At 71.0% G+C, this 12,406-nt stretch carries 13 protein-coding genes; 7 read left to right on the top strand and 6 right to left on the bottom strand.

The window, feature by feature from the left end; all coding sequences use genetic code 11:
* The first annotated feature begins 8 nt into the window (after window positions 1–8).
* Window positions 9–1,049, top strand: a complete 1,041-nt coding sequence (locus MRBLWH3_RS04620) for a LacI family DNA-binding transcriptional regulator (RefSeq protein ID WP_363429147.1) — start codon at window positions 9–11, stop codon at window positions 1,047–1,049.
* A 175-nt stretch (window positions 1,050–1,224) separates the two neighbouring features.
* Here the strand turns inward: MRBLWH3_RS04620 and MRBLWH3_RS04625 are convergent, their stop codons facing one another.
* Together MRBLWH3_RS04625 and MRBLWH3_RS04630 are read right to left on the bottom strand one after the other, a co-directional pair.
* Complete coding sequence (locus MRBLWH3_RS04625; protein ID WP_363435290.1) at window positions 1,225–2,064, bottom strand: VOC family protein; 840 nt, start codon at window positions 2,062–2,064, stop codon at window positions 1,225–1,227.
* Window positions 2,065–2,186: 122 nt separating this feature from the next.
* Window positions 2,187–3,533, bottom strand: a complete 1,347-nt coding sequence (locus tag MRBLWH3_RS04630; RefSeq protein ID WP_363429149.1) for a uracil-xanthine permease family protein — start codon at window positions 3,531–3,533, stop codon at window positions 2,187–2,189.
* Window positions 3,534–3,675: 142 nt separating this feature from the next.
* Here MRBLWH3_RS04630 and MRBLWH3_RS04635 point away from each other — a divergent pair, with 142 nt between their 5' ends.
* Both MRBLWH3_RS04635 and MRBLWH3_RS04640 read left to right on the top strand, forming a co-directional pair.
* A complete protein-coding gene (locus MRBLWH3_RS04635) occupies window positions 3,676–4,479 on the top strand; it encodes an ABC transporter ATP-binding protein (protein ID WP_363429152.1) in 804 nt (267 codons plus the stop codon).
* Window positions 4,461–6,038: a hypothetical protein gene (locus MRBLWH3_RS04640; protein WP_363429154.1), complete on the top strand. Its 1,578-nt coding sequence runs from the start codon at window positions 4,461–4,463 to the stop codon at window positions 6,036–6,038. Before MRBLWH3_RS04635 ends, MRBLWH3_RS04640 begins: the two co-directional genes overlap by 19 nt.
* Window positions 6,039–6,063: 25 nt before the next feature.
* Here MRBLWH3_RS04640 and MRBLWH3_RS04645 read toward each other — a convergent pair whose 3' ends face one another.
* Window positions 6,064–7,035: a phosphoribosylaminoimidazolesuccinocarboxamide synthase gene (locus MRBLWH3_RS04645; RefSeq protein WP_363429156.1), complete on the bottom strand. Its 972-nt coding sequence runs from the start codon at window positions 7,033–7,035 to the stop codon at window positions 6,064–6,066.
* Window positions 7,036–7,114: 79 nt separating this feature from the next.
* On the bottom strand, window positions 7,115–7,468 hold the full coding sequence (locus MRBLWH3_RS04650) for a hypothetical protein (protein WP_363429159.1): 354 nt from the start codon (window positions 7,466–7,468) through the stop codon (window positions 7,115–7,117).
* Window positions 7,469–7,570: 102 nt separating this feature from the next.
* On the opposite strand from MRBLWH3_RS04650, the gene MRBLWH3_RS04655 reads away from it, so the two are divergent.
* The 3 genes from MRBLWH3_RS04655 to MRBLWH3_RS04665 all read left to right on the top strand — a co-directional run bounded on the left by MRBLWH3_RS04655 (window position 7,571) and on the right by MRBLWH3_RS04665 (window position 9,987).
* Window positions 7,571–8,191: a PadR family transcriptional regulator gene (locus MRBLWH3_RS04655; RefSeq protein WP_363429161.1), complete on the top strand. Its 621-nt coding sequence runs from the start codon at window positions 7,571–7,573 to the stop codon at window positions 8,189–8,191.
* A gap of 71 nt (window positions 8,192–8,262) precedes the next feature.
* Window positions 8,263–9,765 carry a DHA2 family efflux MFS transporter permease subunit gene (locus tag MRBLWH3_RS04660; protein ID WP_363435293.1) on the top strand — a complete coding sequence of 501 codons (1,503 nt, stop codon included), beginning with the start codon at window positions 8,263–8,265 and terminating at the stop codon, window positions 9,763–9,765.
* 63 nt (window positions 9,766–9,828) lie between these two features.
* A complete protein-coding gene (locus MRBLWH3_RS04665) occupies window positions 9,829–9,987 on the top strand; it encodes a hypothetical protein (RefSeq protein ID WP_169583593.1) in 159 nt (52 codons plus the stop codon).
* A gap of 94 nt (window positions 9,988–10,081) precedes the next feature.
* Here the strand turns inward: MRBLWH3_RS04665 and MRBLWH3_RS04670 are convergent, their stop codons facing one another.
* Together MRBLWH3_RS04670 and purD are read right to left on the bottom strand one after the other, a co-directional pair.
* Window positions 10,082–10,474: a hypothetical protein gene (locus MRBLWH3_RS04670; protein WP_363429163.1), complete on the bottom strand. Its 393-nt coding sequence runs from the start codon at window positions 10,472–10,474 to the stop codon at window positions 10,082–10,084.
* Window positions 10,475–10,477: 3 nt separating this feature from the next.
* A complete protein-coding gene (gene purD, locus MRBLWH3_RS04675; RefSeq protein WP_363429164.1) occupies window positions 10,478–11,752 on the bottom strand; it encodes a phosphoribosylamine--glycine ligase in 1,275 nt (424 codons plus the stop codon).
* Window positions 11,753–11,925: 173 nt separating this feature from the next.
* Here purD and MRBLWH3_RS04680 point away from each other — a divergent pair, with 173 nt between their 5' ends.
* Window positions 11,926–12,294 carry a sterol carrier family protein gene (locus MRBLWH3_RS04680; RefSeq protein WP_363429166.1) on the top strand — a complete coding sequence of 123 codons (369 nt, stop codon included), beginning with the start codon at window positions 11,926–11,928 and terminating at the stop codon, window positions 12,292–12,294.
* The last annotated feature ends 112 nt before the right edge of the window (window positions 12,295–12,406 follow it).

A 12,406-nucleotide genomic window follows, 5' to 3' on the forward strand; every position in this document is an offset into this window, starting at 1 on the left:
GGACAGGGATGAGCACCGATGCCATGCGGCATGCCCAGCGCGGACCCGGCAGCGCGCACGCCGTGACGATCGAAGAGGTCGCGGCGGCCGCAGGGGTGTCGCGGTCGACGGTCTCCCGCGTCGTGAACGGCTCGACCGCCGTGAGTCCGGAAGCTCTCGAATCGGTGACCCGGGCGATCAGCGAGCTGAACTACGTCCCCAACCGCGCCGCCCGGTCGCTCGCGAGCCAGAAGACGCACGCGATCGCGCTCATCGTGCCCGAGGACACCACCCGGTTCTTCGGCGACCCGTTCTTCGCGGCGATCGTGTCGGGCATCAACTCACGCCTCAGCCGCTCGGACTACGTGCTCAACCTCTTCATCGCGAGCGACGACCCGGGCGACAAGACGACCTCGTATGTGCGCTCAGGCGCCGTCGACGGCGCGATCGTGGTCTCGCACCACACCAGCGACACGTTCATCGACCGCATCGCGAGCGTCGTGCCCGTCGTCTACGGCGGGCGGCCGGTGCGCGAGCGCGAGCGCGACTACTACGTCGACGTCGACAACGTCCGTGGGGCGTACGACGCCACGGTGTACCTGATCGAGAGCGGCCGCCGCCGCATCGCGACGATCACCGGGCCGCGCGACATGCCCGCCGGCGTCGACCGTCTGCAGGGGTACCGCGACGCCCTCGCGGCGTGGGACCTCGACGAGGTCGCGGTCGAGGACGGCAACTTCACCGCTGACGGCGGCGCCGACGCGATGCGCCGGGTGCTCGCCACGGGAGCCCGGCCCGACGCGGTCTTCGTCGCCAGCGATCTCATGGCGCGCGGCGTGCTGACGGTGCTCGCGGCGGAGGGGCTGCGCGTCCCCGAGGACGTCGCCCTCATCGGCTTCGACGACTCGCCGGTGGCGACGTCCGTCATCCCCCAGCTGACGACGATGCGCCAGCCGTCCTTCGCACAAGGGGAGCGCATGGCCACAGTGCTGCTCGACCTCCTCGCGGGGCGGCATCCGCGGCACGTCACCATCCTCGAGACGGAGCTCGTCGTCCGCGACTCGGTCTGACGCGTCCCCTGCCCCGCGTCCCCTGCTCACCTGTCACAAGATGTCGCTGCAGCCGGCACTTTGCGACAGCTGAGCGTCCGTGGCTCCGAGCCTTGACTGCTCGCCTGTCACGACTTGCCGTCCACACCGACACTTCGCGACAGGTGAGCGGAGGTGGGGGCCTCGGCGGCGACGGTCAGCCGCGGCCGGGCGCCGTGGCGTGCAGGAGGTTCAGCCACGGGTCGTCGAACGAGACCGTGCGGCCGTCGTCGCGCACCTCGAGGCCGTGGTGGCGCAGACGCTCGGCGAGCTCGCCGAGCGAATCGGCGTCGGGGAGGGCCAGGTCGACGCGGCCGAGGCCGAGTGCCGGCATGCGCGGCCCTGCGCCGCGCGAGTTCCACACGTTCATCGCCATGTGGTGGTGGTAGCCGCCGGCGCTCACGAACAGCGCCTGGTCGCCCATCGCCGCTGTCTGGTCGAAGCCGAGCGCGTCGACGTAGAAGGCGCGGGCGCTCGCGACGTCGCCGACCGACAGGTGCACATGACCGACGGATGCCGCGTCCTGCCCGGTGCCGCCGCTCGCGGCCCGTTCGCTCAGGTGCTCGCGCAGGAACCCGTTGGGGTCGAGGTACAGCGTCGCCATCTCGACGCTGCCGTGGGTCCACGACCACTCGGTCCGGGCGCGATCCCAGTACAGCTCGACGCCGTTCCCCTCGGGATCGGTGAGGTAGAAGGCCTGGCTCACCAGGTGGTCCGCCGACCCGGTGAAGGTGTGCGGTGCGCGTTGCGCGACGTTGTACAGCGCCGCCGCGAGAGCCTCCCGCGTACCGAACAGGATCGCGGTGTGGAAGAGCCCGGCCGCGCCGGGGCTCGCGTGCCGCAGGGCCGGCTCGTGCGTCAGGATGACGACCGGGCGGCCCGCGCGTCCGAGCACGACCTCGTCGCCCTCGGCCGACAGCACCTGGAGGGTGATGACGTCGCGGTAGAACGCGGTCATGCCGTCGAGGTCTCCGACGAGGAGCGTCACAGCGCCCATGGAGGTGTCGGCGGCGAGGCGGTCGGGGTGCGCGGTCTCATTCACGTGTAGCTACAACCATTTGCCCGCGGCATCCATTCCCTTCCTGTCCAGAGAAGGGGACGGATGCCGCGACCCGCCGCCTACGTGACCCGCGAGTCCCGCGGGTCGCCGCCGAGCTGGCCGACCGTGGGGAGCGGGCCGCCGTCGTCGGCGCCGGTCTTGCGCCAGCGCGCGATGGCATTGCCGAGGTGGTAGATCAGCAGGGCCGCGGCCGCGCCGATGACGATCGCGCCGAGCTGGAAATCGCCCCACACCATGGTGAATCCGGCGATCGCGATCACGAGCGAGACGGCGGCGGTGTACTGGTTGACCGGGCGCGAGAAGTCGACGCGGTTGTCGACCCAGATCTTGATGCCGATGATGCCGATGAGGCCGTACAGTGCGGTCGTGACGCCGCCGAGCACGCCGGCGGGGATCGAGTTGAACACCGCGCCGACCACGGGCGACAGAGACAGCAGGATCGCGAAGACGCCCGCGACCCAGTACGCGGCCGTCGAGTACACGCGGGTCGCGGCCATCACCCCGATGTTCTCGCCGTACGTCGTCGTGCCCGAGCCGCCGAACGTGCCCGCGAGCACGGTGGCAGCTCCGTCGGCGATGAGCGCGCGGCCGGTGTACTGGTTGACGGATGCCTCGGTCATCGTCGCGACACCGCGCACGTGTCCGACGTTCTCGGCGATGAGCACGAGCACGACCGGCAGGAACATCGCGATGACGCTCCAGGTTCCGGGGTTGCCGAACGTCGGGAACTGGAAGGTCGGCAGGCCCACCCACTGCCCGTTCGCGACGAGCTCGTTCACGGCGTCGAAGTTCACCTCGCCGCGCACGAGCGCCACGATGTAGCCGACGATCACGCCGAGGAAGATCGAGATGCGTCCGAGGAACCCGCGGAACAGCACGCTGCCGAGGATCACGGCCACGAGTGTGACGGTCGCGGTGATCGGCGCCTGCTGGAAGTTCTGCCACGCGACCGGCGCGAGGTTGAAGCCGATGAGGGCGACGATGGCGCCGGCGACGACCGGTGGCATCAGCTTCTCGATCCACCCGAGGCCGGCGAACTGCACGATGAAGCCGACGGCCGCGAGGAGCACGCCGACGGCGACGATGCCGGCGAGGGCCGACCCCATCCCCTGCGACGCGGTCGCGGCGGTGACCGGCGCGATGAAGGCGAACGACGAACCGAGGTAGCTGGGAAGCCGGTTCTTCGTGATGAGGAGGAACAGCAGCGTTCCGATGCCCGAGAAGAGCAGCGTGGTCGAGACCGGGAAGCCGGTCAGCACCGGCACCAGGAACGTGGCGCCGAACATTGCGATGACGTGCTGCGCGCCGATCGCGACGGTCGCGGCCCAGTTCAGCCGCTCGTCCGGCTTCACCACCTTCCCGGGTTCGACGGTCCGGCCGTTGCCGTGAATGGTCCACGAAGGCATGCGCGCTCCTTGCGCTCGGGTGATGGTGCGAGGATCACCCTAGCGAGCGGGTGCGCGCGAGTTGCCCGGCCACGCGGCATCCGAGAGGCTGAACGACACCGGCTCATCCCCGGACCCTCGATGCCCGAACCGACGGAGAGATGTGACCGACCCAGCGACACCGACGACACCGTCCACCCATGCGGCGCGCGACGTCGCGGCGCTCGAGCTCCGCGGACTCCACAAGCGGTTCGGGGAGAAGCTCGCAGTGGCCGACGTCAGCCTGCGCGTGCCCGCCGGATCGTTCTACGGGCTGGTCGGTCCGAATGGCGCCGGCAAGACGACCACGCTGTCGATGGCGACGGGGCTGCTCATGCCGGACGCCGGGCAGGCGCTCGTGCACGGTGTCGACGTGTGGAGCGAACCCGTGAAGGCGAAGGCGATGGTCGGCAACCTCGCCGACGGCGTCAAGCTGTTCGACAGGCTCACGGGCGAGCAGCTCGTCACTTACAACGGGCTGCTGTTCGGCCTCCCGCACGACGAGATCGCCCAGCGCACGGCCGACCTGCTCTCGCTCATGGACATGACGGATGCTGCGGGCACGATGGTCGTCGACTACTCAGCGGGAATGACCAAGAAGATCGCGCTGGCGTGCGCCCTGGTCCACGCACCGCGGCTGCTCGTGCTCGACGAGCCGTTCGAATCGGTCGACCCGGTGTCGGCGGCGAACATCGAGGACATCCTCGCCGGCTACGTCGCCGGCGGCGGCACGGTCATCGTCTCGAGCCACTCGATGGATCTCGTCCAGCGCATGTGCGACCACGTCGCGATCGTCGCCGCGGGTCGCCTGCTCGTCGCCGGCACCGTCGACGACGTGCGGGCGGGGGAGTCGCTTCAGGACCGTTTCGTCGAGCTCGTCGGCGGCCGCCGCTACACAGAGGGACCGGAATGGTTGCGACGCTCCTGAGACTGCGGTTCCGCGTCCTCGGCAATCAGCTCGCACGCAGCCCGTGGCAGCTGGTCGGGTTCATCCTCGGCGCGCTGTACGGCGCGGTGGTCCTGACGGGGATCATCGCCGGACTCGTGGCCCTGGGATTCGCAGACGTCCGGCTCGCCGGAATCGTCGTCGTCGGCGCCGGGTCGCTGGTGACCCTCGGGTGGGCCCTCATCCCGCTCGTGGCATTCGGCGTCGACACGACGCTCGACCCCGACCGTCTCGTCGTGTTCCCCATGACGACCACGCGCATGATGGTCGCGCTCACGCTCGCCGCCGTGTGCGGCATCCCCGGCATCATCACCTCCGTCGCCGCCGTCGCCACGATCGCGACGTGGGCGCACTGGCCGGCCGCGGTCCTGGCATGGCTGGTGAGCACGCCGCTGGCGATCCTCACGGCGGTGGTCGCCTCGCGTGCCGTCGCCACGGTCGCGTCCGGGTTCGGCGGCGGCCGGCGCTTCCGCGAGGTCGCGGGCATCCTCGTCTTCATCCCGCTCATCCTGGCGGGACCCATCATCGCGGGCATCGCCACCGGCGTCACGGTGAACGCCGACACGCTCGCCGAGCTGCTGCCGCTGCTGGGCTGGACGCCGCTCGGCGCCGCGTGGGCGGTGCCGGCAGACGCCGCCGCGGGCGACCTGCCCGCGGCCGCGGCGAAGCTTCTGATCGCGCTCGCCACCCTTGCGGCCTTGTGGCTGCTGTGGCGGGCATCGCTCGCTCGCTCCCTCGTCCGCCCCCGGCTCGCGTCGGCCGCGGCCGTACGCGCCGGGTCGATCGGGTGGTTCGGGCGGGTTCCGACCGGCGCTGCAGGCGCCGTCTTCGCGCGGGCGGTCACGTATTGGACGCGCGACCCGCGGTATCTGCGCCAGCTCATCGCGGTGCCGCTCGTGCCTGTGCTCCTGTGGTTCTACGCGCGGGGCGGCGATCCGCTCGTGGCGCTGGCGTTCTCGGCGCCGATCATCGCGTTCATCATCGGGATCGTGGTCTACGCCGACATCTCGTACGACGGAACGGCGTTCGGGACCGAGATCGCGACGGGAGCACCGGGCCGCGCCGACCGGCTCGGCCGCACCCTGGCCGCCGCCACGGTCGCGGTGCCGCTGGTGCTCCTGGCGGCCATCCTGCCGCTGGCTTTGGCAGGCGACTGGACACAGCTCCCGGGCATCCTGGGGATGGCTCTCGGGATCCTGTTCACCTGTTACGGCGTCTGCGCCGTCACGTCGGCGCAGCTCGTGGTGCCGGTGCCGGGCTCCGGCGACAACCCGTTCAAGCGCGTCCCCGGCACGACGTTCCTGCAGGGCATGGCCTTCTTCGGCATCTGGCTGGTGGCGCTGGCGCTCTCGGCGCCCGCGCTGATCATCGGCGTGGCCGGGTACTTCATGCAGAGCCCGGCCCTGAGCTGGATCGCCTTCGCCATCGGCATCGCGTTCGGCGCCGCGGTGCTCGTCGCCGGCATCCTGATCGGCGGGCGGATGCTCGACCGCAGCGGCCCGGTGCTGCTCGCACGTCTGAAGGCGATGAAGAACGCGTGACGGCCGCGCATGCCGCGGCGCGGTGTCAGGCGGCGGTGAGGCGCTCGAGCAACTCGCGGTAGCGGACGGTGGTGCGCTCGACGATGTCGGCGGGCAGCGCGGGGGGCTCGCCCTCGCGGGGAGCCGGCCAGTTCGCGGCGAGCCAGTCGCGGACGATCTGCTTGTCGAAGCTCGCCATGCGCTCCTCGGGTGTCGTTCCGGAGGCCCAGGCCGCAGCGTCCCAGTATCGTGACGAGTCGCTCGTGAGCACCTCGTCGGCGAGGGTCAGCACGCCGTTGCCGTCGAGGCCGAACTCGAACTTCGTGTCGGCGAGGATGACGCCGTGCGCCTCGGCGGTCGCGGCTGCGCGCGCGTAGATCTCGAGCGAGAGTTCGCGCAGCTCGGCCGCGCGCTCGGCGCCGACGAGCTCGACGGTGCGCTCGTACGAGATGTTCTCGTCGTGCTCGCCCAGCGGAGCCTTGTAGGCGGGGGTGTAGATGGGCTCGGGCAGCCGGTCGCCGTTCGAGAGGCCGTCGGGCAGCGCGATACCGCACACCGTGCCGTTCTCGCGGTACTCCGCCCAGCCCGACCCGGTGAGGTACCCGCGCACGACGCACTCGATCGGCAGCATGTCGAGGCTCTTCACGACCATGGCGCGCCCGGTGACGGCATCCGGGATGAGGCTCTTGACGTCGTCGGCGGTGTTCGCCTTGCCGTCAGCGCCCCGGGTGAGCTGGTGCGAGGCGGCGAGATGGTTCGGGATGCTGCGGCCGCCGTCGGCGCCCGCGAGCCGGTCGAACCACCACAGGCTGAGGGTGGTGAGCAGCTCGCCCTTGCCCGGGATGCCCGGCGACAGCACGTGGTCGAACGCGCTGACGCGGTCGCTCGCGACGACGAGCATGCGCTCCGGCGTCGCACCCTCGGCGGTCTCCGCCGGGACGTAGAGGTCGCGCACCTTGCCGGAGTAGGCGTGGCGCCAGCCGGAGAGCTCGGTCGTGGGGGTGGGGATAGCCGTCACCCGTCCATTATCCCGGGTGGGTACGGCAGGTTTCGGGGCTGCGGGGTCTCCGGCGCCGGTTGCGCGGCGGCGGACGGGGTCACGGCGTGATCGCGTCGACGTGCGCGAACGCCTCGGCAACGAGCGCGGGCCAGCGGTCCGCAGCATCCGCCTTCGCGGTCGCCCACTCGCGCATCGGCCTGCCGCGCATGACGGCCGGTTCGGCCTCGCCGGCGTCGGCCAGTTCGCCGACGCGGCTCTCGGGCAGCTTCACCATGAGGGCACCCTCGAAGGTCACGAACGCGAACACCTTGCCGCGCACGTTCAGCCCCTCGGAGCCGAACATCGCCCCGAGGGCGACGTCGGGGCGGGTGGTCCATTTCGCCACGATCGGATCGAAGATCTCGTACGACTCCGGGAACTTCTCCCTGCGCGCGGCGCCCTTGTCTGCCATGCCCCACACGCTACGACTCCCCGCCGACGCTGCGCGAGGGGTGCGTGGCGCGCAGAAGACGCGTATAGTCCACATGGACTAATCGAACTGGAGTGATCGACCGTGAATGACGCCGTCGCCCGCCTGACCCCGCTCGGGGTGGCTGTGCTCGCCCTGCTGAGCGAGGGCGACATGCACCCCTACGAGATGATCCGGCTGATGCATTTCCGCCGCGACGACCGGCTCGTCACGATCACGAACGGCACGGTCTACCACACGGTCAGCCGGCTCGAACGGGCAGGACTGATCGCCGAGGTGGGCGTCGACCGCGACGGCAATCGCCCCGAGCGCACCACCTATGCGCAGACCGATGCCGGCGCCGCCGCCGTCCTCGAATGGGTGCGCCGCGAGCTTCCGCGCGTGGACCGCCCGGTCGAGTTCCGCGTCGCGCTCGCGGAAGTGCACGGGCTGGATCGCGACGAGGCGATCGGGCTGCTCCGCAGCCGTCGCGCGGCGCTCGCCGCGGCGCTCGCATCCCTCGAGGGCGGCCACCGCCACGCCCTCGACAAGGGCGTGCCCGAGCAGTACCTCATCGAGATCGACCGCGAACTGTCACTCCTGCGTGCAGAACTCGCGTGGATGGACTCGATCCTCCCGCGCCTCGCCGACCCCGAGTTCGCCTGGGGTCCGCCGCCCACTCCCACGGAACCCTATCTCGCCCAGAGAAAGGCAGCACGACAGTGACCACCCCCGAAACCCCGGACTCCGCCCGCACAGCGGGTGCGGCATCCGCCACCGCCCCGGTCGCCGGCGCGATCACCGGGGCATACGCCGTCGGGCACAAGCCCCGCAGCCCCTGGCCCGCGCTCTGGGCGCTGGTCATCGGCTTCTTCATGATCCTCGTCGACACGACGATCGTCTCGGTCGCGAACCCCGCGATCAAGGCAGCGCTCGACCCTGACACGAACAACCTCGACAACGTGGTGTGGGTCACGTCGGCCTATCTGCTCGCCTACGCGGTGCCGCTCTTGATCACCGGCCGCCTCGGCGACCGATTCGGGCCGAGGAACATCTATCTGATCGGCCTCTCGGTGTTCACGCTCGCGTCCCTGTGGTGCGGCCTGTCGGGCACGCTCGAGATGCTCATCCTGGCGCGCGCCGTGCAGGGCCTCGGCGCGGCTCTCATGACGCCCCAGACCATGGCCGTGATCACCCGCACCTTCCCGCCGAACCACCGCGGCGCGGCGATGGGCCTGTGGGGCGCCACCGCGGGCGTCGCCACGCTCGTCGGACCTCTGGCCGGTGGCCTGCTCGTCGACGGGCTCGGCTGGGAGTGGATCTTCTTCATCAACATCCCGGTCGGTGTGATCGCGTTCGTGCTCGCCTGGATCCTGGTGCCGAAGCTCGAGACGCACCCGCATCGCTTCGACGTCGTCGGCGTCGTGCTGAGCGCGATCGGCCTCTTCCTCATCGTGTTCGGTCTGCAGGAGGGCGAGAAGTACGACTGGGCGCCGTGGGTGTGGGCCATGATCGTGGGCGGCGTCGCGGTGATGGCGCTCTTCATCTGGACCCAGGCGCGCACGAGGAACGAGCCCCTCGTGCCGCTGCCGCTGTTCCGCGATCGCAACTTCTCGGTATCGAACCTGGGAATCGCGATCGTCGGGTTCACCGTGACGAGCATGTCGCTGCCGCTGATGTTCTTCATCCAGCTCGCGCGAGGGCTCACCCCGACCGAATCGGCGCTGCTGCTCATCCCGATGGCGGTGCTGTCCGGAGTCGGTGCGCCGTTCGCCGGCCGCCTGCTCGACCGCACAGACCCGAGGTTCCTGCTGGTGCCAGGCCTCCTCATGGTCGCGGGATCGCTGTTCTGGTACTCGTCGCTCATGAACGTCGACACACCGATCTGGATGTTCCTCCTTCCGTCGGCGCTCATGGGCATCGGCAATGCCGGAATGTGGGGTCCGCTCGCGACGACCGCAACCCGCAACCTCCCGCCGCGGCAGGCCGGCGCGGGCGCGGGCATCTACAACACCACCCGCACCATCGGATCGGTGATCGGCTCGGCATCGATCGCGGCCTTCATGCAGGCCCGCCTCGAGGCGAACCTGCCGGGTGCGTCCGATGCGTCGGGCGGCTTCGGCGAAGGAGCGCTGCCCCCGTTCGTCATCGACGGCTTCTCTCAGGCGATGGCACAGGCCATCCTGCTCCCCGCCGCGGTCATGCTCGTCGGCGTCGTGGTGGTGCTCTTCCTGCGGCGGCCGAAGAGCACGTCGACGGAGGAATGGCAGGCGGCCAACGCCGCTGCCTCGTCGGAGTAACCCCGTTCCGGGGGGCTTGTCAAGAGGTTGGTGGGCGGCATCCCCACCGCCCACCATGGTCACATGACCGGACTCGCAGTGATCCTGCTCATCGTCGGAATCGTCCTGCTGCTGCTCGGAGTGTTCATCGAGGCAGCGAAGTTCCTGCTGTGGATCGGCCTCGTCATCATCGTGATCGCGGTGATCGCCTGGCTGATGCGCTTCATCCGCCGTCAGACCTGAGCCCCGCGAGCAGCGGGGATCACGACGACGGATGCCGCGCCGCTTCGGCCGCCCGGCTCGAATCGCCTCGTCCGATCGGCCGACCCGCGGTCTGTCACTCCTCGCGGAGGCACCCTCCGTCGGCGTTCACGCCGCCGAGGTCAATCGAGACAGTGCCCGTGGCGCCGACCGAGCCGTACACGCACCCGCCGGAGACCTCTGCGCCGAACAGCAGGCTGTCGCCGACGACACGCGTCTCGACCTCGGCGGCCCCGGCCTTCTCGAGCGCGTCACGCACGGCCTCCTCGGTGACCGCGCCGGTCGCCTGCAGCGCCTGCAGCCCGGTGGTCGCGGCGGCAACCAGGGCCTCATTCGCGACCTGGTGCGCCTGGTCCATCAGCTCCTTGCCCGGTGCCTCGATGTCGACGCTCGCCGAGCACGCCGACACGGCCCCACCGACGAGCAGCAGAAGCGCGATGCAGGTGACGGATGCCGCGCGCCGACGCATGCCTCAGAGCCCTTCGGCGACGCGCGCGGCGATGTCGGTGCGGTGCTGGCCGCCCTCGAGGCCGATCGCGCCGAGCGCGCGGTAGGCGCGGTGGCGGGCCTCGACGAACGTGGTGCCGACACCGACGACGTTGAGCACGCGGCCGCCGGTCGCGACGAGGCCGCCGTCGGTCTCGGCGGTGGCGGCGTGCGCCAGGTGCACTCCATCGACCGCCTCGGCCTCGCGCAGGTTGGTGAGCGCGCGACCGGTCACGGGCGACGCCGGGTAGCCCTCGCTCGCGAGCACGACCGTCACGGCGACGTCGTTCGCGAAGGCTGGGAGAGGGAGATCTTCCAGGCGACCGGATGCTGCGGCCAGCAGCAGCTCCGACAGCGGGTCCACGAGCCGGGGCAGAACGACCTGCGTCTCGGGGTCGCCGAAGCGGGCGTTGAACTCGATGACCTTGACCCCGTCGTCGGTCAGGATGAGACCGGCGTAGAGGAGCCCGATGAACGGCGTGCCCTCAGCATCCAATTGACGGATGACGGGCTCGGCGATGTCCCGCGTGACGAGCTCGACGAACTCGCGCTCGCTGCCGAATCTGCCGTCGAGCCAGGGGAGCGGGGAGTACGCGCCCATGCCACCGGTGTTGGGACCCCCGTCGCCGTCGAGCAGGCGCTTGTAGTCCTGGGCGGGGCTGAGCGGAAGCACGTGGTCGCCGTCGCTGAGGAAGAAGAGCGAGACCTCGGGGCCTGAGAGGAACTCCTCGATCAGCACCGCGCCGGACGGCAGGTAGTCGTCGGCGTGCGCCAGCGCCGCCTCGCGGTCGGAGGTGACGATGACCCCCTTGCCGGCGGCGAGCCCATCGGCCTTGACGACGTGCGGAGCGCCGAGCTCGTCGAGCGCGGCCTCGGCCTCGGCGCGCGTGTGCGCGCGCACGGCACGGCCGGTCGGAACGCCGGCGGCCTCCATGATCCGCTTGGCGAACGTCTTGGAGCCCTCGAGCTGCGCGGCCTCCTTGCCGGGCCCGAACGCCGGGATGCCGCGCTTGCGTACCGCATCGGCGACGCCGGCGACCAACGGGGCCTCGGGGCCGATCACGACGAGGGCGATGTCGTGGTCGATCGCGAACTGGCTGACCGCCGCGGGGTCGTTCTGGTCGAGGGCGACGAGCTGCGCGTCCTGCCCGATGCCCGCGTTTCCGGGAGCCGCGAAGATCTCGTGCTCGGCCTCCTCCGACCGCAGCGCCAGGATGATGGCGTGCTCCCGCGCGCCCGAGCCGAGAACCAGGATCTTCACGCGTTCCAGCCTACCGGCGGCCCCTCGCGCTGTTTCGAGCGGGTCGGGTTGCCTACCGTCGGCAGGATCGGCGTGGGGCGGTCACGCAGCGGCCCCGGGATTCCGGGCGGGCTCCGGCCGCCGCCACCGTTGGCTCCTGCAAAAGGCGGGGCGGGCGGCGTAGCGTGGGAGACGTGGCGCGCAAGATCTCGACCGACGACGGCCGCGCGGCCCTGAGCGCGGTCGCGGCGGCGGACGCGGCATCCCTCCCGCCCGCGCGCACCGACAAGGCGACGGCCGTGCGATATCTGCTGCAGCTGCTCGCCGAGAGGGCGCCGGGCAACTCGGTCGAGGTCCGGGTGCCGCCGTTCGGCGCGGTGCAGGTGGTCGAGGGGCCGCGGCACACGCGCGGCACGCCGCCCAACGTCGTCGAGACCGACCCCGCGACGTGGATCGCGCTCGCGACCGGGACGGTGCAGTGGACGGATGCTGCCGCCGCAGGTCGCATCAGCGCCTCGGGCACGCGCGCCGACATCTCCGACCTCCTGCCCCTGCGCCCCTGACAGCCGGCCCGTCCCGTTTCGTCGGCCGAACGGCCAGGGCGTTCCGGCACTGCGTTTCGACTCCGCGCTCACCCGACGACCGCCTTCCTCGTGGTGGTCCGGATCGTCCGCC

This window comes from Microbacterium sp. LWH3-1.2 (assembly GCF_040675855.1).
GTDB lineage: Bacteria > Actinomycetota > Actinomycetes > Actinomycetales > Microbacteriaceae > Microbacterium.